The organism is Deinococcus psychrotolerans, from assembly GCF_003860465.1.
Classification (GTDB): domain Bacteria; phylum Deinococcota; class Deinococci; order Deinococcales; family Deinococcaceae; genus Deinococcus; species Deinococcus psychrotolerans.
Genome location: NZ_CP034184.1, coordinates 213,491 through 234,590, shown reverse-complemented (window position 1 = coordinate 234,590; position 21,100 = coordinate 213,491). Strand labels below are relative to the sequence as shown.

Annotated in this window: 20 protein-coding genes and 1 pseudogene; 5 read left to right on the top strand and 16 right to left on the bottom strand. The window is 59.1% G+C overall.

Annotated elements, in window-relative coordinates; genetic code table 11:
* Positions 1–46 precede the first annotated feature (46 nt).
* Positions 47–505: a recombinase family protein gene (locus tag EHF33_RS14780; protein WP_124873548.1), complete on the top strand. Its 459-nt coding sequence runs from the start codon at positions 47–49 to the stop codon at positions 503–505.
* 760 nt (positions 506–1,265) lie between these two features.
* On the opposite strand, the gene EHF33_RS14775 is transcribed toward EHF33_RS14780, so the two are convergent.
* The 5 genes from EHF33_RS14775 to EHF33_RS14755 all read right to left on the bottom strand — a co-directional run bounded on the left by EHF33_RS14775 (position 1,266) and on the right by EHF33_RS14755 (position 5,390).
* Positions 1,266–1,841, bottom strand: a complete 576-nt coding sequence (locus tag EHF33_RS14775) for a TerD family protein (RefSeq protein WP_124873546.1) — start codon at positions 1,839–1,841, stop codon at positions 1,266–1,268.
* Positions 1,842–1,948: 107 nt separating this feature from the next.
* Positions 1,949–2,377 (bottom strand): tellurite resistance TerB family protein, encoded by a 429-nt coding sequence (locus EHF33_RS14770; protein WP_241191376.1) that lies wholly within the window; start codon positions 2,375–2,377, stop codon positions 1,949–1,951.
* A gap of 352 nt (positions 2,378–2,729) precedes the next feature.
* Entirely contained in the window at positions 2,730–3,869 is a 1,140-nt protein-coding gene (locus EHF33_RS14765; RefSeq protein ID WP_124873542.1) for an FtsW/RodA/SpoVE family cell cycle protein, read from the bottom strand.
* Positions 3,866–4,144: a DUF475 domain-containing protein gene (locus EHF33_RS14760; protein WP_241191375.1), complete on the bottom strand. Its 279-nt coding sequence runs from the start codon at positions 4,142–4,144 to the stop codon at positions 3,866–3,868. The genes EHF33_RS14765 and EHF33_RS14760 overlap by 4 nt, the downstream gene beginning before the upstream one ends.
* A 226-nt stretch (positions 4,145–4,370) precedes the next feature.
* Positions 4,371–5,390 (bottom strand): TerC family protein, encoded by a 1,020-nt coding sequence (locus tag EHF33_RS14755; RefSeq protein ID WP_124873540.1) that lies wholly within the window; start codon positions 5,388–5,390, stop codon positions 4,371–4,373.
* Between the two features lie 364 nt (positions 5,391–5,754).
* Between EHF33_RS14755 and EHF33_RS14750 the strand changes: the two genes are divergently transcribed.
* Positions 5,755–6,390, top strand: a complete 636-nt coding sequence (locus EHF33_RS14750; RefSeq protein ID WP_124873538.1) for a DedA family protein — start codon at positions 5,755–5,757, stop codon at positions 6,388–6,390.
* Positions 6,391–6,735: 345 nt separating this feature from the next.
* On the opposite strand, the gene EHF33_RS14745 is transcribed toward EHF33_RS14750, so the two are convergent.
* The gene (locus tag EHF33_RS14745) at positions 6,736–7,206 is read right to left on the bottom strand and encodes an MgtC/SapB family protein (RefSeq protein WP_124873536.1); all 471 of its coding nucleotides are present in this window, start codon (positions 7,204–7,206) and stop codon (positions 6,736–6,738) included.
* Between the two features lie 155 nt (positions 7,207–7,361).
* Between EHF33_RS14745 and EHF33_RS14740 the strand changes: the two genes are divergently transcribed.
* On the top strand, positions 7,362–8,303 hold the full coding sequence (locus tag EHF33_RS14740) for a DUF808 domain-containing protein (RefSeq protein WP_124873534.1): 942 nt from the start codon (positions 7,362–7,364) through the stop codon (positions 8,301–8,303).
* 410 nt (positions 8,304–8,713) lie between these two features.
* Here the strand turns inward: EHF33_RS14740 and EHF33_RS14735 are convergent, their stop codons facing one another.
* From EHF33_RS14735 to EHF33_RS14715, 5 genes are read right to left on the bottom strand one after another with little or no spacing between them, the layout of a single operon-like run.
* The gene (locus EHF33_RS14735; protein ID WP_124873532.1) at positions 8,714–9,616 is read right to left on the bottom strand and encodes an HpcH/HpaI aldolase/citrate lyase family protein; all 903 of its coding nucleotides are present in this window, start codon (positions 9,614–9,616) and stop codon (positions 8,714–8,716) included.
* Entirely contained in the window at positions 9,613–10,668 is a 1,056-nt protein-coding gene (locus EHF33_RS14730; protein WP_124873530.1) for a cysteine protease StiP domain-containing protein, read from the bottom strand. Before EHF33_RS14730 ends, EHF33_RS14735 begins: the two co-directional genes overlap by 4 nt.
* Before the next feature lie 46 nt (positions 10,669–10,714).
* Positions 10,715–11,485 carry an HAD family hydrolase gene (locus tag EHF33_RS14725; RefSeq protein WP_241191374.1) on the bottom strand — a complete coding sequence of 257 codons (771 nt, stop codon included), beginning with the start codon at positions 11,483–11,485 and terminating at the stop codon, positions 10,715–10,717.
* Positions 11,482–12,576 (bottom strand): phosphoribosyltransferase domain-containing protein, encoded by a 1,095-nt coding sequence (locus tag EHF33_RS14720; protein WP_124873528.1) that lies wholly within the window; start codon positions 12,574–12,576, stop codon positions 11,482–11,484. Before EHF33_RS14720 ends, EHF33_RS14725 begins: the two co-directional genes overlap by 4 nt.
* Entirely contained in the window at positions 12,573–12,791 is a 219-nt protein-coding gene (locus EHF33_RS14715; RefSeq protein ID WP_124873526.1) for a hypothetical protein, read from the bottom strand. Before EHF33_RS14715 ends, EHF33_RS14720 begins: the two co-directional genes overlap by 4 nt.
* A 132-nt stretch (positions 12,792–12,923) precedes the next feature.
* On the opposite strand from EHF33_RS14715, the gene EHF33_RS14710 reads away from it, so the two are divergent.
* Positions 12,924–13,154, top strand: a complete 231-nt coding sequence (locus EHF33_RS14710; protein ID WP_124873524.1) for a hypothetical protein — start codon at positions 12,924–12,926, stop codon at positions 13,152–13,154.
* A 1,311-nt stretch (positions 13,155–14,465) separates the two neighbouring features.
* Here EHF33_RS14710 and EHF33_RS14705 read toward each other — a convergent pair.
* Both EHF33_RS14705 and EHF33_RS21770 read right to left on the bottom strand, forming a co-directional pair.
* Entirely contained in the window at positions 14,466–15,176 is a 711-nt protein-coding gene (locus EHF33_RS14705; protein ID WP_241191384.1) for a tyrosine-type recombinase/integrase, read from the bottom strand.
* A 24-nt stretch (positions 15,177–15,200) separates the two neighbouring features.
* Positions 15,201–15,413 (bottom strand): annotated as a pseudogene (locus tag EHF33_RS21770) (hypothetical protein); the annotation flags it as partial.
* A gap of 474 nt (positions 15,414–15,887) precedes the next feature.
* On the opposite strand from EHF33_RS21770, the gene EHF33_RS14700 reads away from it, so the two are divergent.
* Positions 15,888–18,365, top strand: coding sequence for a diguanylate cyclase (locus EHF33_RS14700; RefSeq protein ID WP_124873522.1), 2,478 nt, complete (start codon positions 15,888–15,890; stop codon positions 18,363–18,365).
* A 287-nt stretch (positions 18,366–18,652) separates the two neighbouring features.
* On the opposite strand, the gene EHF33_RS14695 is transcribed toward EHF33_RS14700, so the two are convergent.
* The 3 genes from EHF33_RS14695 to EHF33_RS14685 form a co-directional block, all read right to left on the bottom strand.
* Positions 18,653–18,967, bottom strand: coding sequence for a hypothetical protein (locus EHF33_RS14695; protein WP_338135045.1), 315 nt, complete (start codon positions 18,965–18,967; stop codon positions 18,653–18,655).
* 296 nt (positions 18,968–19,263) lie between these two features.
* Positions 19,264–19,956, bottom strand: a complete 693-nt coding sequence (locus tag EHF33_RS14690) for an alpha/beta fold hydrolase (RefSeq protein WP_241191373.1) — start codon at positions 19,954–19,956, stop codon at positions 19,264–19,266.
* 230 nt (positions 19,957–20,186) lie between these two features.
* Positions 20,187–20,990: a polyphosphate kinase 2 family protein gene (locus tag EHF33_RS14685; RefSeq protein ID WP_124873518.1), complete on the bottom strand. Its 804-nt coding sequence runs from the start codon at positions 20,988–20,990 to the stop codon at positions 20,187–20,189.
* Positions 20,991–21,100: the final 110 nt, after the last annotated feature.

The following is a 21,100-nucleotide window of genomic DNA, read 5'->3' as shown; positions in this document are numbered from 1 at the left end:
AGAACACTGAACGCCAGCTCGAAGGGATGACCTCGACAAGATCTTCATGGACAAGGCCAGTGGCAAAGACGCCAAACGTCCCCAGCTGATCGAACTCCTCGATTACGCCCGTGACGGCGACGTCATTCTCGTCCACAGCATGGATCGGCTTGCCCGCAACCTCGATGATCTGCGCCGCATTGTCCAGGCTTTGACGGACAAGGGCGCACGGGTGGAGTTCCTCAAAGAAGGGCTGAATTTTACTGGTGAGGATTCGGCCATGAGCCAACTGTTGCTCAACGTGATGGGTGCGTTCGCCGAGTTCGAGCGCTCACTCATCCGAGAGCGGCAGCGTGAAGGGGTTACCCTTGCAAAAAAGAAGAGGGTCTACAAAGGCCGCAAGAAAATACTCAGTGTTGAGCAAGTTGAGCAACTCAAAGAACGTATTCAGGCTGGCGAACGCAAGGCAGCGCTGGCCCGCGAGTTGAATATCAGTCGGGAGACCCTGTACACCGACCTGAAGTAGAGCTGTTGAGGGGTGAGATTCCGGGTCGATTCTTGCCTCCTTTCCATCTCAGCCCATGTTTCCCGCACTGAAACTGACCTGCGCAGCTCCGATCAGACGCTCAGCGACGCACTCTCAGCTGACTGACGGTGTGACCTGCCTGACTTCCACCCGGTTGCGGCCCGCATTCTTGGCGGCGTAGAGTGCGTCGTCAGCGACACGCAGCACATCCTGTGCAGAAAGGGTGGTCGGTTCCAGCCGGGCGACAGCGGCTCTCAGGGCTTAACTTGGCGAAGGCTCGTTTTTAGCCAACCCGGATGAAAAGATGATTTTTACCGTCTAGGCCGTATATCGTTGATGATGACTCAAGCAGCATGCTGTGCGAAAATCTTTTGCCATTGTTCTGAATTTCGCAATATAGATTTGCAACTCAAAAATACTGATTTCTCCAAAATACCTTCTGGGACGCAAAAACCTTCGTTTCTGCAACGGCTCGCCGTAACGCTTCAGAAACCACTCATGCGAGTTGGCCAAAATTTCGGCCTTCGCTAGGTCAAGCCCTATTACACCGTCAATCGATTAGGGTAGAGTTTCTGCCTTTCACGATTTCGAAGGCACGGGCTGTTCCTGCGTTTCTGCCTCCAGCACCTGTCTATTGGATGATCCTATGGGCCAGACCCATGCGCAATCTTCCATAGGTGGTGTGGAAAGAAGGGGTGGTCGGAAACCGCGTTCCCAACCACCCTTTAATACCTGCGCTGTGAACTGCTCTAGTGCTGGCTCAGACGTTGACGCCGAAGTTATGTGCCATCGGGGCCAGGCCGCCTGCGTAGCCCTGACCCATGGCGCGAAATTTCCAGTCACTGCCACTGCGGTAGATCTCGCCGAAGACCACGGCGGTTTCGGTACTGTAGTCCTCGCTTAGGTCATAGCGGGCGATCTCCGCGCCGCCATCCTTATTCATCACGCGGATAAATGCTCCACCCACCTGACCAAAGCTCTGACCACGCGTGTCGGCCTCGTCGATGGTCACGGTAATAGCCACCTTGTCTACCTCAGCGGGCACCTTGCTCAGGTCGATATCGATGGTTTCGTCGTCGCCCTCACCATCGCCGGTACGGTTGTTACCGTTGTGAACCACACTGCCATCCGAAGACACTTTGTTGTTGTAGAAAATGAAGTCGCCGTCGGCGCGTATCTTGCCGTCTGCTTTCAGGGTAAAGGCGCTGGCGTCCAAATCAAATTCCTTGCCGTCGGTGGCGCGGGGATCCCAGCCCAGGCCCACAGTGATGGCCGTCAGGCCGGGGGCCTCTTTGCTCAGGGAAACGTTACCGCCTTTGTTCAGTGATACTGCCATGTTGATGCCTCCTTGAAGGGGGATGAACGGTTAAAAGCTGCTGGAATCTCCAGAGTCTGGCCGGCGGGGGGGAGCTGTTAAGACAATCTGTCACTCCTCCCCAAAGTTCAGTCCACGAAATCTGCTGGATCGAGCTTGAGGGCCTGCGCGATCTCGCGCACCACGCCCATTTCTTTCTCGTCGAATTCGCCGTCGGAATTGGCGATCACCACGGCTAATTGCACCACTGCGCGGGCTTGATCGGACTTGCCAGCCACCTGACCGATCACCTGCATCAGTCCGATCTTGCCAAAGTCGAAATCGGCAGTGATCTGGTCACAGTAGCGGTCATACTTGTCGCGCAGATCGGAGACGTTGAACGTCCTCAGCTCGTCGCTGGTAGTGATGAACTGCGCGGTGCGGCTGCGTTCGGTCTGGTCGATCTTGCCGTCCGCCGCGCCGATCAGCGCGCAGGCCGCCATCGTGGCGTCCGCGAAGGCGCTGTCGTTAAAGCGGCTCCAAGTATCTTGTGCTTCCTTGCTCGCCTGCAAACCCATTGTCTTAAGTCGATTTAGAAAGCTCATACTGTGTTCCATCCCGAATGTGAAGCCGAGAAAGGCGAAAATCTGAGGTCAGCAAAGTGCTGAGCTGACGCCTGAAGCTATCAGGATTGGGCTTCAGACCTCTTGAAATCGTTCTCATGAAAGTAGCAGATTGACGGAGTGGAGGAAGTCGGATTGCTAATGTTTTAAAGATTCCGCCCCATTGCCTTTGCCGCGCATGATGCGCTGAGGCGTGCGGTCAGCGCATCATGCGCCGGGTGTCGACCCTGAACCATCGCAGTGGGTCACGTCTTTCCGTAAAACACTGCATAATTGCAACTCATGAGTCAAAGGCGTCTGACTGTCCTCAGTCGGCACTCAGAACCACGTTCTCACTTTCGGAGACGCTGACCTCGTCAGGCCGGACCTCCGTTTCAGGCAGGTTGCGCTTGACCTCGCGCAGGGCGGAGTGAATGATACCCAGCGCCACGCTCATGGTCAGCATGCTGGAAAAACCGAAGCTGACCAGCGGCAGCGGCACGCCCGTGACCGGGAAAATCCCGGCGGCCACGGCCAGATTCGCCATTGCCTGCCCCACGATCATGAACATCGCCCCGGTCGCTAGGATACTGGCCCCGTGAACCTCCGGCGTCATGGGCTGGATGCGCGCGGCCAGTCGCGAGGTCTGCAGAGCCACCGAGACAATCATCCAATAGCTAAACAGTAATGTAACCACGCCCAGCAACCCACTGGTGAAGCCCACCGAGGCAACCACCATGTCGGTGTGAGCAGCGAAATACTCGTAGCGTCTGCCGTCCGGTCCCTGGCCCCACCAGCCGCCCCAGGCCAGGTCTCGGTGCGCCAAACCGATCTGATCCAGGCCCACTGCCCGCTCCTCGCCCCGCGCTTGGTGGCCCTGCCAGCGGGCCAGGATGTACGGATTCTTCTCTAGATACACCGAGAACACGGGCAGAGCCATCAGGCTCAGTGCTAGCAGGAAGCCGGTGATGCTGCTGATCCTCACCCCGGCGGCGTACATGAGGATGATGCCCAGCCCGAACATCAGGACGCTGCTGCCCAGATCCGGTTCCAGAAAGATCAGCGCCGTGGTAGTCACGATCATGACCGTGGCGCTGAGCAGCTTGTTCTGCACACCCCGGCGCGAGAAGAATGATGCCAGCATCATGACCAGCCCCAGCTTAGCCAGCTCGGAAGGCTGAAAGCGCAAGGGGCCGCCGAAGTCCAGCCAACGTTTGGTGGCCTCGCTTTCCTGCGTCCCCTTGCCGATGAACAGCACCAGCACCAGCAGCAGCAGCGTGAACGCCCAGAACGGCGGTCCCAACTTCAGGAAGACCTGAGGCCGCAGCCGCGCCACCAGAAGGGTGATGCCCAATGCCAGCGCAGTTTTCCATCCATGTTCTATCAGCAGATCAGGGCGCGCGGCAGCAATGCCCAGCAGTCCCAGCGTCATCAGCAACACCTGCGCAATGATCAGTTGAACACTCACGCCTTCACCTCTGCCGCACCTATGAGCGCTAGCACCGCCCGCCGGAAACTGTCGCCGCGCTGGGCACAGTCGTGGAACTGATCGAAACTGGTGCCGACGGGGGCCAGCAACGCGGAGGCTCCAATCACGCTATCCAACTTGCCCAGTCCAGCCAGACGGCGCTCAAAACTGGTCAGCCAGTGCTCATCTTTCTCAGGGTTCATCATCAGTAAGAAGGTGCCGCCGAAGGCGCTGATGACGCCGTACTGACGCCGCCGATGCTGAAGCCGCACCACGTTGTGAGGATCAGGGCGACGGCGGTCACGAGGGAAGAAAAGCCAAACTCTCTTTGAATCACTAGGTTCTCCGTGGGATACAAACCAGAATTATTATTCTGCAGTTTGATCATTGATGCCGTGGTGGGGCACCTTTCAAGCTCCCGTACACCTTGCTCCGCTGAGGAAAGATCGAGATCTCGGGTGAACTGCATCCTGAAACCTGAAAACCAGTTCACCGGATACATCACGCTGGCGCGGGCGGCTCCTGCACAGGCGGCTCCTCTTTAGTCTTGATCAGGCTAACGATGACACCGCCGGCCAGCAGACTGAGGGTCACGCCCAAGCTGATAGCTGGGTCGAGCTTGCCCCAGATTTGCGAATAGAAGATTTTGAGGCCGATGAACACCAGCACCAGCGACAGTGCGGGCTGAAGGTACTTGAAGCGGTGAACCGCTGCCGCCAGCGCGAAGTACAGCGCTCGCAGGCCCAGGATGGCGAAGATATTGGAGGTGTAGACGATAAATGGATCCTGTGTAATGGCGAAGATGGCCGGAATCGAGTCCACTGCGAAGACTACGTCGGCAGTTTCTACCATGACCAGCGCCAGTAGGAGTGGCGTGGCGAAGGTCTTGATCTTGCCGCCTACGTCCTTCTTGACGATGAAGCGCTCGCCGTGCAGCTCCTCGGTGATCCGCAGTCGCTTTTTCATCCAGATCAGCAGTTTGTTGCTGGAAAAATCATGCTCCGCGTCGCCGTCTTTAAGCATTTTGATGCCGGTGAACAGCAAGAACGCGCCGAAGATCCACAGCACCCAGTCGAACTGCGTGACCAGCGCCGCGCCCAAGCCAATCATGATTGCCCGCAGCACGATCACGCCCAGGATGCCCCACAGCAGCACCCGCCGTTGCAGTTTAAGCGGAATGGCGAAGAAGGCGAATATCAGACTGATCACGAACACATTGTCCAGTGCCAGCGCCTTCTCCAGCGCGAAGCCGGTGTAAAAAGCCATGCCGGATTCGCGGCCCAGTGTCAACCACACCCACACACCGTAGATCAGCGCGATGGCGACATAAAAGGCCGAGAGTTTGAGGCTCTGGCCCACGCCCATCACGCCCTCGTCGTCCGGGGCCAAATTGGCCTTACGGCGTTTCTCCAGCACCCCCAAGTCGAAGGCCATTAGGGCGATCACCACTGCCAGGAACATCACCCACATCCAGGCAGGCTTACCCAACCACTCCGTTGCCGTTAGAAAAGATAGATCCATGTTGTCTCCTTGCACCGAAGACGCCCTGTTCAGGGAGAGAGCCGGGAGCGCAAAAAACGACCCGGCACGCCTTCGCGTGCCGAGTCTCGCCTTTTATGAAATGCACCGGGATGATTAGTCCGTATTGACGACACATTTCCCTGCTTTTGCAGGTAGCTACTCCCTCGTTACTCGACAGTGTAACTGAGCAAGTGACGTAAAACATGAGTTCAATCTTCATTTACGGCGCGTGCATGAGTGGAAAGCACTCAAGGGAACCGAGATTCCACTGGTCACGTCAGGCGATCAGGAGAATCCAACGCCAGTCAAACCCCAACTTTTGCATGACGCTTGCCTGCTTCATGCCCGCTAAGCTGCTTGACAGATGATCGACTGGATCCAAAACTTGGTGGATAGCCTGGGCTACCTGGGCATCGTGCTCCTGATGATCCTGGAAAACGTGCTTCCGCCAATCCCCAGTGAACTGATCCTGCCCTCGGCGGGCTTCGCGGCTTCGCGCGGTGACCTGAGTTTTGCGGGCGTGGTGCTGGCAGCCACCCTGGGCAGCGTGGTTGGCACGCTGCCGCTATATTTCATCGGACGGATCTTCAGCGAGGAGTGGCTGGTGGCTTGGGCTGACAGACACGGCAAATGGCTGGCCCTGAGCGGGAAGGACGTTCGCAAGGCTGACGACTGGTTTGACCGTCACGGCCCCAGAGCGGTGCTGTTCGGGCGTATGGTGCCCGGCATCCGCAGTCTGCTCAGCCTTCCGGCAGGCATGAGCGAGATGGCGCTGCCCACATTCTTGCTGTACAGCGCGATTGGCTCGGCATTGTGGGCCAGCCTGCTGACCGGGGCGGGCTACCTGCTGGGAGACCATTACGAGAAAGTGAGCGAGTACATTGGCTCAGCCTCCACCATGATCGTGGGTGGACTGCTGCTTGCCGTCGCGGTGTGGTTTGCTCGGCGCAGACAGCAGAGATTGTTTGTCCGGGGCAAACCCGGCACACGAGAGCAGTGAAACAGCCAGTCCTGCTGAGCGGTCAACACCTTGATGAAGTGCACCAGCGCACTTGGGACCTCAGGCAGATGGTAACGTGCATATTCCTGAACTGGTCACAGGATTGATCGGTGTAGTGTTTATTGCGGCTTGCATCTGATCGAGCCTGCGCGCGAACAAGCGCGAACGGCGCGAGGGCAAATCTCAACCCAACCGAACGCAGAACGGGTTAGGTTGTGGGGGAGGCATTCGCTTCCCCCACAACCCCTTTTAGTTTGATCCGCTTGAAGACACGAAGCCCCGTCAACGCCAATGCTTTTGCTTCCCACCTGTCCCGCAATTCATACGGATGAACTGACGTTCGTTCTAGTCCTGATCCTCGGCGATGCTGGCATCCTCACCCTGCGCGACCTTCTTCACCACTCCCAGCGTAAACAGGAACAGCAACGTCGCTCCTGTGGCCAGTACATACAGGTGCAGGCCACAGGCTACACCCACACCCGCCGTTGCCAGCAGACCCGCCGCCGTGGTCAATCCTTTGGCTTTCCGCCCCCGATCCGAGAAGATCGCCCCCGCGCCCAGGAAGCTGATCCCGCTGACCACCGCACCCAGCAGGCCGATCATGTCAAAGCGCACCCCGTCATCATCGTTGCCAAACGAGGTGATCAGTGTTTCGGCCAGCACCACGAAGAGGGCCGCACTCATGCCCACCAGCATGTGCGTTCGCAGGCCCGCGCTGCGGCCCATACGTTCCCGTTCCCAGCCAATCGCGCCACTCAGGACAAAGGCCACCAGCAGGCCCTGCATCAACTTCAGTTCGTTCCACAGAGATTCCATGCCAAGTAGTGTAAGCAGGCCTACCGGGATGGATGATCCCAGGCTGTGCTGCGGAAGGGTTCATTAACGCTTGCTAGGGTGAACCTCCTGATGACCTTGCCACCTCTGCCGCACGCGCTCCTCCGTTTTTTTGCTCTGGTCAGGGATGTGGTGCGTTGAGTGGCGGTCTAGTGGCCTTACTCGACGATGTGGCCGCACTCGCCAAGCTGGCCGCTGCCTCCATTGATGACATCGGTGCGGCGGCCAGCAAGGCAGGCGTCAAGGCCATTGGTGTCGTCATCGACGACACGGCGGTAACGCCGCGCTACGTCACGGGCTTCACCCCGGACCGTGAGCTGCCGATCATCTGGCGCATCGCTAAAGGGTCCCTCAAGAACAAGATCGTTTTCATCCTGCCCGCCGCGTTGTTGCTGAGCCAGTTCCTGCCGTGGGCGCTGAATCCGTTGCTGATGGTGGGTGGGGCCTACCTGTGCTTCGAGGGAGCTGAGAAGCTGTACGAGGCAATCTCGGGACATCATGAGATTGAGGGCGAGCAGGTCATCAAGCTGACCAGCACCGCCCACGAAGAAAAGATGGTTTCGGGCGCAATCCGCACCGATTTCATCCTCTCGGCGGAGATCATGGCGATCTCGCTGGCGGAAGTGGCGGCGCAACCCTTCCTTTCCCGCGCCCTGATTCTGGTTGTCGTGGCGCTGATGATCACGGTGCTGGTCTACGGCGTGGTGGGATTGATCGTCAAGACCGATGATTTCGGCGTGCGCCTGGCGTCCAGTAGCTCCAGTGCAGCGCAGGCCATCGGGCGTGGGCTGGTCAAGGGGATGCCCGTGGTGATGTCGGCGCTGTCGGTGATCGGCACGGCGGCCATGTTGTGGGTGGGCGGTCACATTATCGTCGACGGGCTGGATAAGTTTGGGCTGACTTGGCCCGCGCATACGCTGCACGATCTGGCCCTGGCGGCGGGTCAGGCCATTCCCCTCGCACAGGGCGTGGTGCAGTGGTTGGTGGAAACGCTGGGGTCCGCCCTGGTGGGCGTGCTGCTGGGCGGAATCATCGTGGCGGCCATGCATCTGCGGCCAAAAAAAGTTGCAGCACACTGAGGGCCAGTGATCCAGCACCATGGGTTTTTGCCAGGCCCAGAAGTTCGCAGACCATTCCTCGAACCGTTGTCTAGCACTGATTCCTGCTCCAATCCGGTTCCAGATGATGGAGAATAAATCCAGGTAATCTCAACGGCCTTCACAAGCCGCTCAAGCTGAAGCTGCCTGAGCCGCCTGGTGGTGAGGTCTATTAGAGCATTTTTCAAAAAAGACGCTTTTTTTTGACCGAGCGGGCAGGCCCGAGAGGTGCCGCTTTGCCCAAGACAGCGGGCAGGCCCGGTAGGTGAGGCCAAGCGTCGTCATCGGCGCTGCTCTGGTCAAGAAGCCGTTCTGCCCAAGAACCAACGGGAGTGGATTTGAGAGGATGGCTGAGCGTGCTTTTTGCCCAGCCATCTGTTCAGACAAATCCTCTAAAACCCCAGCGCCTCGCTGGACTGTGGCGGCAGCGTGCCGTACTGCTCGGCCCGCAACACGATGTCCTGCGCCCATTTGGTGTGGGTGGCGGGTTCGCACATCCGGCCATTCATCTTGAAGACGGCGGGCGCACCCGGTTCAAGGATGGCGTGGGCTTCAGCCAGGTCAGCTTCGGCCACGCGGTATCCGGCCAGCACGGTCTCAAGCTGCACCGGATGAATGATGGTTTTACCGCTCAGACCGTATTCAATGTCTTGCTGCACCTCACGTGCCAGGGTCGCCAGATCGTCGTAGACCTCGTACACCGGGCTGGAAAGCGCGAAGCCGTAAGGCTTAAACACCCCGATAAGCATGCTGATGACCCGCTCCAGTGGCCCCTCGTACAACGTGCGGCCGGGACTGCGGCGCACGCCCAGCGCGTTCATCAGGTCGTTGCCGCCGATTCGCAGCGCCAGAATCTGGGGCGGCCAACCTTCCTGAAACATCAGATCGCGCAGCAGTGACATGCGGTGTTCGCTGAGCGCTTCGCGGGTCTCCAAGGTCGGCATGACCAGCAGTTCGGGCCGATCTGAGAGCAGCGCCATATAAGCGCCCAAGTTGCCGTCATGCACTTTGGGCAGCACCAAGCCGCGCACGCCGCGCAGATCAAAGCCCAGGATGTCTTTGAGCACGCTCACGTCGCGCACCCGGATAAACCGCTGCGGCCCCGGCTGGCCGACTAAGGTGGGCAGCGCCGCTTCCAGATTGTGCAGGGCGGCGGGCACGTCTTCCTCGCGGATGGCGTCCTCGGTGCAGTAAATCAGGCTCCCTAGGTCGGGATAGCGGATGGTACCCAAGCTGAAGAGGTCAGGGCGGGTGGCGGGCGTGTACAGCGCCGGGCCGAGGTGGGGGCGGATCATCCTGTGGAGGCTCCGGGGGCGATGATGGCAGCGGCCAAGTAAGGCAGCGCCGGGTGAACGCTCACGGGAATGTGCTGCTGGGCGGCGAGTTCACGTAAATGTACGGTGTCTGGATGCTCGAAATCGCGCAGCAGCAGCTGGGTCGGGCAACGACGCAGGAAAACGCGGGTGGCCTCACCGACGCTGGGCTTGACCAGATTTGGATCAGACACGCCGAGGCTTTGGGCAAGTTCCAGCACCTGTCTGGCCGGAGAAACGGGTCTGTCTGCCAGCCGGGGAAGTTCAACTCCGTCCTCCTGCGCGGCCAGCGCCAGAGCTTCTAATGCGTCGACATACTCCTGGCTCACATCACAGCCGGCCAACTCGCTCTCTAGCCTTGCGCCGTGAAACCCGCCCTGACCTCGTAAAAAAGTGCGCGAGAGCAGTCCGCTGACGGTAGCGTTCAGCGCCGCGTGGGGCAGCAGCAAATCGTCATAGGTGGCGGTGATGTCAGAGACTCCGGCGGGGTCACTCAGCATGGCCAACGACCAGGCGAGGTCAGCGGGCAGCGAATCTGTCAGGGTTTGGGCGACGGCTCCCTTGCCGCTCCAGCCGTCAATAAAAATCAAATGGGCCTGCGGGTGGGTGCGGCGGATGAAGGCCAGCGCCGCACCGTCCAGCCCCACACCCCGGATGATGCTCACGCCGTAATGCGGTGCCCTGCGCCCTGCATGCCTTGCCAATCGGCGCAGCACGCAGCCCACAGGCAGGCCAGCGCGGGCCAGTGAGATGTAGACCACGTTGGGGTGTTCAAGCAGCCGGGCGCTGAGGGCCGTCAGCAGCCCGCCGATTCGGGCACCGCTGCGGACTAGAGCCTGCTTGTAGGCCGTTATCTGAATCTCACTGGGTGCAGTTTCGGGCGTCAGCAGCGTGCCGTAACTGCGCCCAGCACGAATGAGCGCTTCCTTACGGGCAATGTCCACCAACTCCACTTCACCGCCTTCCAGCAAAATAGTCACGTCATTCGCGGCGAAGGTGGACGTGAGCCGACTTGGTAAATGGGTCAGGGTCATGGGCGCTCCTTGAAGGTGTGCAACAGAGTACTGAATCTGGTAACCGTCACCGCTGTACCAACCCAGCCGCCGCCGCCGCGTTGAGCAACTGACCCCGTGAAGGTGTCAGCGCGAAGTCGCACGCTTGCAAAAATCCCAGATCGCTCACGCTGTCGCCGAGGCCAAAGCTGAGCAGGGCATCGGGAAATATCTTCTCGCGCAAGTACCGCACTGCGCCCGCTTTGCCCGGTTCACGCGGCAACACACTGACATTATTGGCGTTGGCAATCACGCTGAAGGCCGGACTGGCAGCGGCCGCCCAGTGGTGTTGCATGGCGGCCAGCGCATTCGCGTCAGCACCGGGGTGCTTGGCCACCAGCATCATAGGCTGGCCGTGCGCGGTATGAAGCCGGACGGTGCAGCCCAGCGTACCGGCCAGGGCCAGTCCGGAAGCGTGATGCATCCGCAATTCCCCCTGAAGTTCCGGCAAGGCCGCGCCGACTTTGCTGGCCCAAGGCTGATGCACCGCGCCGCCGGGTTCCAGCATGGTCGCGCCGTGGTCGAGCACCTGCCACGACGAGAAGGGCAGCCTGACCCGCGACATGGCAGCAAGGTCGCGCCCCGTGACCGCAATGACGGCGATGCCCGGTTGACTCAGCCAGTCCAGGAGCGCCGCCTGCGCCGGGGTCTGAAACGAATGCGGCTCGCCCCGCGTGTCCACCGTTGCCGGAGTCAGCACGCCCTCGTCGCCGCGCAGTTTGCGCCGGGTCTGAAACAGGGTATCGTCGAGGTCAGCGAAGACCACGATGCGGCAGTGTTGATCCATTCGGGCCGTCATGTCAGCTTCACGGCCCGCGCCCGGTCGCCCAGCAACTTCAGCAGGGCCGGATCAGGCTGACACTGGCCCTCATAGCCAACCAAAATCACGTCATAGTCGTCCGGAACAACGTTATAGAGGTAATTGGGGATGCGGTCGCCCACATTGTCAGTGAAGGTCAAGCGGTGCTCAATCGCCAGGCCGTCCAGAACCGGACTCCGGGTGGTGGCGCTCCAATAGACATCGTGGCCCTGGGCTTCCAGGTCAAGGGCCAACTGCGCGGCGGGAAACTGATATTCACCGGTGCCCAACACCAAAAGGCGCTGACCGAGTTGGAGGGTCAATTCCTGAACATCTGGCCGAACAAGGTGGCCCAGCCGGGCGCTGTGCTGCGCCAGCAAGGCGGTTTTATCGGCTCCGTTGCCCGTCACCGCCGGAAGTGGAGGCGGCTGCCAGGCCGGATCGGGGGTGAAGGTATAGGTGCCGCGCAGCAGCGAGACAAACGAGGTCGGGACGCCCAGCGCTTCGGCCAGCGCCCCGCGTCTGGGGCACCAATCGGTCAAGCTGACCAGCACCACACGCTCAAGGTGCGGATGCAGGTGTCGCCACTCGGCGGCGAGGTTTTGCAGGGTCGTCCCGGTGGAGAGTTCGTCGTCAACCAGCACCAACTCGCGGGCACTGCGGGCCAATTTTCCGGGGTCATAGAGCAAGTGGGCGGGCGCGTGCGAGTGCGGCTCGTCAAAGCGCAGCAGCAGCGGAACGCTAATGCGGTAGCGGGTGGTGTGCTGAAAGCTAGCGGGCACGTCGGGGTGCTGAAGCATCCACTCGCGGGCCACACCCTCGCCCAGCGCAGTGGCGGTCTCGGCCAGCCCGATGAAATGGGGCCGGGTCAGCGGGGGCAGTTGGGTTGCCAGCGCCGCCCAGCTTCGGCGGGCCAGTGCTGGGCGAACCGGAAGATGTTTGCCCAGCACACGGCTGACAAACAAGAACCCACGCTTCGGGTTGCGCCGCACCGCGTAACGCAGCAGTTCATTCAGCGGCCATCCGGCCTGCTCCACCTCCAAGCTGAGCGTGCCGCTGGGCAGCGTGACTTGTTCTAGAAAAGTATTCACCCCTGCTCCAGCGCTGGGCCAGCTTCCAGCAACGCTGGGCTGACGATACGGGCGGTCTTAGATTCGGCGACCAGCACACCCGTTTCACCAAAATCGTACCTGATATTGCCGACTGCCGCGTCCAGCAATAACGTGATACCGCTCACGCCGCTGCCACCCATTGCCAGATCGGTGCCGCCGGAAGCACGGGTGTTGATCTCCAATACGTTGGCCACACCTGGCTGGTCTTTCGTCTAAAACTGAAGTCAAAGGACTTACTTACCCGAACACGAACCGGCGAAGGCGACATGACGACATTCTAAGGAGCGCGGAGAGAAGTGGGCAGTGGAGAAAGTAGGAAGCGGGATTTGAGGGCAGAACGGCTTTTTGACCAGAGCAGCGCCGATGACGACGCTTGGCCGTACCTACCGGGGCTTACCCGGCCGTGGGTCGGGCAGCGCTACGGTCTATTTCGACTCTCCGGCAACGGCCAGTATTACACCACCGTAGTGATGTACCGCATGGTGCTGAGCAGTGTTCTCGTTGGTCGGACCCAGTTGGATCCGAAGCAGATCACTCTCCTCATCAGCCAGCCGTGACAGGAGCGCTATGTTGAACCGGACCATCGTTCGCCTGTTAACGCTGAGTACAGTTCTGGGTGGGTTGGGCGCCGCTCAGGGTGGGCGAGGTTACGCTCCAGACGCTGCGACCGCGCATAATCAGCTGAGGCTGATGACGCTGCTCAGCCGTCATTTTCATGCGTGGGTCGTCCCCTGTCACTCAGCTGTTAGCGCCGATGCCCTATGTGAAATTCTCCTGTTACCTATGAAAGGCCGTCCAACTCTCCCATTGAGCCGTGGCCTGACTCGCCCGAGTGCATGGCATCTGTTGAAAAAAAACACTTGGCTGACCGTGTTGTTCTACTGAGGGTATCCTCATGCCCTTGTAATCGGAAAGATCTCCCTTCCTATTAGTGAGAGCTTGACGCTGATAAGCCCATCCCCCCTGTAACACTGACTTTGGGGATTTCTGCTGAATGCCTGTCTGATGATCATCCTGAACCGTGCAGGATTCAGTTTTATCTTGCCCATGAATATTGTTTTTTAGCAAGCTATTCCAACTTTACTTAGAAAGCTTGTTGGATTCTACGCCCAAGAAAGTAATTAGGCCAGCGTCTGGAGTTACTTCTGCGTAAATACTATTACTTATAGAAAAACTTCCAATACTATTTATTTTTCCCGACGTAGCTATCAGATTCCAGCTATTGCCTTCTTTTTTCCAATCACCGACAGTATAACCTAGGTTTTTTAATTTCTCTTTCCAAACAAGACGCATTTTGGAATGATTTATAAAGTAATAAGCTGAGCATCTTACCAGTGTGGTGGCATCTGGACGCAACTTAAGCAACTCTGGTACTAGCATCTGCTTTGCGAGTGGGACAACTCTGGACTCACAATCTGTCCGACGTTCCCCGCCTAGCTGAGAAGCTATTCTGTTTTGGTCTGTACTAAGTCTAGTCGCGTACACCGTAGAATTGGATAGAATTAAGCCTGTCAAAAAAACGACCGAGGAAAGTTTCATTCCTACCACGAAACCTCATTTACACTCACACTCTTCTGACATGTTAGGTCTGGGGTTCAGTCAATTCTGCGCAGGTGGAGTTAAGCCCCGATCATAGGAGGCATAACCATGACACTCCGAAAACGTTGTCGTCGATGTGGTCAGCAAAATAGGTCTGTGTCCGATTGATCTGTGTTGCAGCCAAAACTCGCAGTACCGTTTTCGACTGACTCTTCGAGCTCTTCCTAACAGCTCAGAATCTCAAATTTGCCCAGTTTCGCGCAAGTCCTAAGCTTTCGTTTCCTGCTTGGGTCGTCGGTGGGAGTGAACGACCTGAGCCAGGCAAACGCTCAACCCGCACGAGAGGAAGTCAAATTCGTCAGCCTGGCCGGTTGGGCGGGCATCGCCAATCCGATGACATCCGGCAAGCTGGCCGCCGCCGCCGCAATGCGCTTTTGGGAGGTGTGGGCGTAGATCTGGGTGGTGGCAATCGATTCGTGGCCAAGCAGATCCCGCACTTCGTCGAGGCTGCGTCCGTTTTCCACCAGTGCTGTTGCGAACGAGTGTCTGAGCTTGTGCGGGCTGACCTTCCTGACGTCCAGCCCAGCACGCAGCGCCACCGCGTCCATCATCTTCTCAATGGTTCTGGCCTGCATCGGCTGACCAGTGCGTTTCCCACTCAGCGGCGACCAGACCCAGGCCGCCGTGGGATGGCCGTACATCTTGCGCTGTCTGAGCCAGCGCATTAAAGCTGTCTGGGCCGTTGGGCTGAGTGGAACGCGCCGTTCCTTGTCGCCCTTGCCGACCACCCGAATGGCGGAAGGCTGACCACCCTGATACTCGATGCTCTCGAAGGTGAGCATCAGCATTTCCGAGATCCGCAAGCCGGTGCCGTAGAGAAAGGCAATGATCGCCCAGTTGCGCTCTCCCCGGCTCAGCGAGGCGTCATGGTGAGCGGTGCTCAGCAGCAAGGCCACCTCCTGAAGACTCAGCGCCCCCGGCAGGCGTTTGGGCAATTTAGGGCGCTTGAGTTCATCCGGGCCAGCTTGCACGCCGGGCATTCGCTGGACGTCTCTGAGGAACTTCCAGAACGAGCGCCATGAACTGACCAGCCGGTGGTGGCGGCGCGGCGCGGGGCCAAGCTGGGCCAGGAAACTTCGCAACTCGCGGGCACCGATGCTGACCCACTGCCAGTCCGGTTGGAAGTGGGGCCGGGCGGGCTGGTCGAGCCAGTTCATCAGGAGCCGGAGGTCTTTCGAATATTCCTTGACGGTGGCGGGGGAACGGCCCTCTTCACTGGTGAGGTAGTGGGTTCAGGCTTGAACGAATTCTTGGTTCGACATTTGATTGGCCTCCGGATGGCTGAAAGTCAGCCAGTGGAGATTAGTATGGCGGAAAATAATCTTTTTCCGTATATGAGGAATTGGACGGGGAAGTGGGGTTGGTGCCGCTCAGCACGGGAAAAGTCGGCTCTTCGGTGGGTTCCTTTGAACGGTAAGGATCGGGAGAAGTACGGAAAACTAAAGCGTTTTACGGAAAATATGGAGTTTTAGAGTTGCGGATGGCACTACAAATCCACCGACCAACACGACCGGAATACGCACTAATCTCCATCTGCGCATTCTTAGGTCACCCTCAGACCGTCTTTGGGTATGGCGATTGTCAGTCGGGTGTCACAGTCGTGCGCCTACTCTCAACTCGGGTAAGGTGCCAAGTGTCATCAGGACCGGAAGCAACCTCCCCGCTCACTGTTCAATTCCTGAGAGGTTTCCTTGTCCGTCTCACGGTTTGCCCAACTCAACCTCTCCCGTCTGCACCCAGCCTCGCTGTACGTGCGTTCGGCGGCGTTGCTGTTGCTGACCGTGTTGGCGCTTCTCAGCGTAGTGTCATTCGCCCGCGTGACTGGGCGTGTCGAGACTCAGCAGCGCGACGCCCAGCTCATCAATGTCGCGGGGCAGCAGCGCATGCTTTCTCAGCGCATCGCCCTGCTGGGGCAGCAGCTGGTGCTGTCCCAGACTAGCCAACGCCAAAGTCTGCGCGAAGACCTGTCTAAGGCGCTCAACCAGATGGCAGAAGCGCATAAGAAATTGATTGATGTCGACTCCTCGCTGTATCCGCCACAGACCCCTGCGCAGGACGTGAGAGACTTATATTTCGGGGCCTCGGCCCTCGACGGGCAGGTTCGGGCCTTCCTGCTGGCTGGCTGGAGACTTCAGCAGGCCCCGAATCGCCAGCTGACACAGCTCAACGCTGATCTCGTGACGCTGCAAATCGCCGCCCAGGGTTCACTGCTGCCCGCCCTCGATGTGGTCGTGACCATCGACGGGATTCATGTCCGGGAACGGCTGTTCCAGCTCGACAGCGTGGCACTGGGCTCGCTGCTGCTCACGCTGGTGACGCTCGGTGTGGTGGGCCTGGGCCTGCTATTTCCCATGATCAGGCGTCAGGAACAGGCGGTGGCCGACCTGGAACGCGAGCACAATTTCGTGCAGCAGGTGATGAACAACATGGGCCAGGGGCTGGGCATCACTGGCCCCGACCACCTGTACCGGTACGTCAATCCGGCTTACGCCCGGATGGTGGGGCGAACTCCAGAATCGATGATTGGCATGTCGTCGTTCGAGCTGATTGAGCCAGCCGAGCACAACGGGCTGATGGCCGCTAGAGCCGAGCGCCTCGCGGGCCGAGCGTCCCGGCAGAACATCACGTTTCGGCGTCCTGACGGCCAGAGCGTTCCGACCCTGACGGTGGTGGTTCCCTACGAGACCGGTGAGGGTGTCGGGGGGATCGCGGTCATCACCGATCTGAGCGAGCGGATCAGGGTCGAACAGCAGCTGCGCCAGCGGGATCGCCTGTATCACACGGTGGCCGCCAATTTTCCCGACGGCACCCTGATGCTGTTCGATTCATCGCTGCGCTACACCCTGGTGGACGGAACCGGTCTGAAATCAGTCGGCCTGAGCGCCGAATTGCTGGAAGGCAAGACGCCCAGTGAGGTGTATTCGCCCGAGGTCGCGGCGTTGATCGAAGCAGACTACCGTGCGGCGCTGCTAGGCCAGGTGACCGAACGCGAGATGGTCCGTGAGGGAGGCATTGATCTGATCCGGACACTCCCGCTGAGAACTGAACCGGATCCGGCGTCACCTCAGAGCGAGGCCGCCTCAGGCGAGGTGTTCGGAGGAATGTCGATTACCCAGGACATCACCCTGCGCCGACAGGCCGAGATCGACCTGAGCCGCGCTGCGACATACACGGCGGCCCTGCTGGAAGTTTCGAAGCTGGCGCAATCCGAAATGTCGCTGGAGAAAGTGGCCATTGATGCGGCTAGGGTGGTTGGCAAAGCTGGAGACGTTGATTGGGGCAGTCTGGTGGTCAAGGAAGGTGACCAGCTGAGGATCGTGGCGGCCTGGGACAAGACTGAAAAAACCCAGGAGATTGACCATTTTGCCGTGATTATGGAAGAGGGCTTGACCCGTGGGCAGGGCCTGATCTGGAAGGTGATGCAGGGGCAGGAGGGGCTGTTCATCGATGACTACTGTTCGCAGTCGGGAGCTCATGAACCCTTCGTGCAATTCGGCGTGCGCAGCGTCGCTTTCGTGCCGCTGACTACTCTCGGGGAGCAGCAGTTTCTGTACGTGGCTGTGCGACGCGGAGAACGGCGTCCCTGGACCACCGAGGATCAGGCCCTGTTTCAGGCTGCCGCCAGCAGCGTGCGAATCAATCTGGAACGCCAGCACTACCTGCTGGAGCTAGAACATGCCGCACTGATCGACTCGCTCACCGGGCTGGGCAACCGCCGCGCCTTCGAACAGGATTTGGCACGAGAACTGGAGCGCCGCCGCCGCAGCAAGGATCCGGTGGGTGTGCTGATGGTCGATGTGGACGGCCTGAAACAGCTCAACGACTGCGAAGGCCACGAGCGCGGCGACGCCCTGCTGGTGACCTTTGCCGGGACACTGAGTTCCAGCCTGCGCGCCGAGGACCGGGTCTATCGGCTGGGCGGCGACGAGTACGCCGCCATTCTGGTACGGGCCTCCTCTTCCGGGTGCGAGACTTTGATGCAACGGGTACGGAATGCAGTGGCCAAGACCCGGGTCGCTGGCTTTCCGGAGGTCGATGCCAGCGCGGGACTGGCCTTTGCCGAAGGTGACGACGATCAGGGCAGCGACCTGCTTAATCTAGCCGACGAGCGGATGTACTTGGAGAAGCAGGAGCACCGGCGGTTGAGGACGGCCGCTGCAATCAGATGACTGTCTCCAACATTTGAGAACCTTTATGCCCCAGACGAAGCCATCTCCTTGCTGTGATTCGGGCGGTTTGCAGCACCGTTTCGCTGGACTAAACGCCCGGCGGCCTTGCAGATCACCGAGACGGCGAGATACACAAGCGTTTGTTCGAGGCGCAGAGCGACAAAGTTTTAGAAGCGTTCCTCGCCTCCGCTATCGTCCATCTATCTCTCAGTGTATTGACCGGCAAGTCAAGTCAAGGACGCTCACTCTGAATTCAGGGTGAGCGTCCTTGACTTGGGTGTTAAGAATCAGGAACGTACGGTGTCGCGGGGATCAACATGAACCACGGGGGGCTGACGTTTAAACAGTCCCGCCAGCCCGAGCAAGCCCAGCAGTCCCCAGGGGAACTCGCGGGTATCGGCGCGGCCATTGTTGTTGGTATCGACCACGCCGTCCCCATTGGGGTCAAGCGGTGTGGTCGTCGTGGTTCCCGTGGTCGTGGTGTCGGTCGTTGCGCTCTGTGCCAAAGCTACGGGAGAAACGGACAGGATTAGTGACAACAGGAGAATTTTCTTCATAAGAGACTTCCTTTTAAAGCTCGCATTTCGATCATTGAGTTTCACACTCTTTCTGCTCAACCCATCTGCCTTATGCGTATGACAGAAATTTAAATGTCAGGACGGCGCAAATCATTTGATTTATTACAATTAAGATTCATGAAGACGAGCGGATAAGTGAGAGCACAACAAGAGATGAACGTTAGATTTACAGCGCCACTTTTATGGCACGGTGTCTGCTCTGGATATCCATTCACACGTCCAATCGCTTATCCCTCGTTCACCGAAGTGGTCGGCCCTGGTTCCGAGACGACGTGAGAAGTCACACTCGTGCACCAACGCGATTGGCCCTGCCACAATTGTCAATCAGCCTGTTCAGTCAAGTGAATGCCACCCAACCACCGCTGTATCTGCTCAGTCACCGCATCGGCGTTGGCATCTGTCAAGGCGTGCGGCGCTCCTGCCAGCTCAACTACCTGAAGATGAGGCCAGCCCCCGGTCAGCCGCTGCAAGGCTCCCGAAGACACCACCGGATCGCGAGCGCCGCCAATCAGCAGCACCGGGCAGCAGATCAGCACCAAGAATGGGAGCGCACTTTGGTGCTCAACCGCGCGTGCAAGCCGGTAGAAGCGTCGCCCCCCAGTCCGGAGGTAAGCAATCAGGGACAGCGGCAAAAAGGCCAGCCGTTCTCGGGGGATGTCCCGAACCAACCGCCGCATCTGCTTGAGGAGGCTGGGATTCTCGGGAATGCCGGTGGGTGCTACCGCGATCAACGCTCCCGCCAACTGGGGATACCGCACGGCGAGCTCGATGATTACTTCTCCACCTAGGGAATGACCAAGAAGCACCGGACGCTTGAGCTGCTGCGCCTCCAGCCACATCGCCAGGTGATCGGTCAACTGCTCGGTAATGACTGGATCGTTCCGGTGACCTCGGGAGAGCCCGTGCCCCGGAGGATCATAGAGCCAGACGGTGTGGTGCTGGGCGAGCAAGCGGGCGAGCCGAAGATACATCCATGAAGCGCAGCCGAGCCCCGGAACGATCACGATGGTCACTGGATGATTTCGCCCGTAAACCCGTGCGTGCGTACGCAGGCCCCGAACCGTGCAGTACACCGCCTGGCCCGTGGGCACCGACTGGCCTGTTGACGCCGCCCGTTTGCCTCTAACCATGCGGGAGTCCCGGTCCGATTTCAGACTGGATCTCCCGCACTTGAACACAAGGGCAGGGGACGCAGAGTCTCATGTCCACGGCGTCTTCAGCTGAGCAGCACCCGTGGTGCTGCTCATTCGATGATGATTTTGCTGGGATCGAAGTCCACCTTGGGAAACTGAGGATTCATATCGTTGAGGGTCTCCAGCAGAATATGCATGATCAAGTCGTTCCTGAACCACTTGTGGTTAGCGGGAATGATGTACCACGGGGCGGTGGCGGTACTGGTGGCGCTGAGCGTGTCCTGATAAGCCTTGGTGTAGTCGTCCCAGAGGGCACGCTCATCGAGGTCGTTCTGGCTGAACTTCCAGTGCTTTTCAGGATCGTCCAGCCGATCCTGGAAGCGCTTTTTCTGTTCATCCTTGCTGATGTTCAGATGAAGCTTCAGGATCCGGGTGCCACGGTTCTGGAGAGAAATCTCGAAGGCGCGGATCTCGTCATACCGGCGCTCGACTTCCTGCTTGTCCACCTCACCGTGAACCCGTGTCACCAGCACGTCCTCGTAGTAAGAGCGGTTGAAGACGCCGATCATTCCCGCGACTGGTGTGTGCGCGTGAACCCGCCAGAGGAAATCATGGCTCAGCTCCAGCGGGGTCGGCTCTTTGAACCCCGTGACATTGACGCCCTGCGGATTGAGCCCGGTGAAGACGTGCTTGATCGTCCCGTCTTTGCCGCCAGCATCGCGGGTCTGGAGTACCACCAGCAAGCTCTGCTTTTCTTCGGCGTGCAACCGTTCCTGAAGCTTGACCAGGTGCAGCTGAAGCTGAGGTTTGCGGACGGCGGCCTCTTCCTTGGTGACGCCTGTGGTCTCGTTGGGGTCGTACTCCTTGAGGCTCAACTTCTTGCCCTCACGAACCTGATATGACTCCGTTTTCATCGGCGCAGTGTAACACCGGATTCTATTTGGTCTCCTTTCACAGACATTTAACAACCTATAGAGCGGGTGGGCGGTTGCGTTGGAATGCGATTTGGCAATCACCGACAGAA

Bases quoted from the DNA above. Each gene is read 5' to 3' on its own strand.
- EHF33_RS14780 (WP_124873548.1), top strand. From the start codon at position 47: ATGGACAAGGCCAGTGGCAAAGACGCCAAACGTCCCCAGCTGATCGAA.
- EHF33_RS14775 (WP_124873546.1), bottom strand. From the start codon at position 1,841: ATGGCAGTATCACTGAACAAAGGCGGTAACGTTTCCCTGAGCAAAGAG.
- EHF33_RS14770 (WP_241191376.1), bottom strand. From the start codon at position 2,377: ATGGGTTTGCAGGCGAGCAAGGAAGCACAAGATACTTGGAGCCGCTTT.
- EHF33_RS14755 (WP_124873540.1), bottom strand. From the start codon at position 5,390: ATGGATCTATCTTTTCTAACGGCAACGGAGTGGTTGGGTAAGCCTGCC.
- EHF33_RS14750 (WP_124873538.1), top strand. From the start codon at position 5,755: ATGATCGACTGGATCCAAAACTTGGTGGATAGCCTGGGCTACCTGGGC.
- EHF33_RS14745 (WP_124873536.1), bottom strand. From the start codon at position 7,206: ATGGAATCTCTGTGGAACGAACTGAAGTTGATGCAGGGCCTGCTGGTG.
- EHF33_RS14735 (WP_124873532.1), bottom strand. From the start codon at position 9,616: ATGATCCGCCCCCACCTCGGCCCGGCGCTGTACACGCCCGCCACCCGC.
- EHF33_RS14730 (WP_124873530.1), bottom strand. From the start codon at position 10,668: ATGACCCTGACCCATTTACCAAGTCGGCTCACGTCCACCTTCGCCGCG.
- EHF33_RS14725 (WP_241191374.1), bottom strand. From the start codon at position 11,485: ATGACGGCCCGAATGGATCAACACTGCCGCATCGTGGTCTTCGCTGAC.
- EHF33_RS14705 (WP_241191384.1), bottom strand. From the start codon at position 15,176: ATGCCCGGCGTGCAAGCTGGCCCGGATGAACTCAAGCGCCCTAAATTG.
- EHF33_RS14685 (WP_124873518.1), bottom strand. From the start codon at position 20,990: ATGAAAACGGAGTCATATCAGGTTCGTGAGGGCAAGAAGTTGAGCCTC.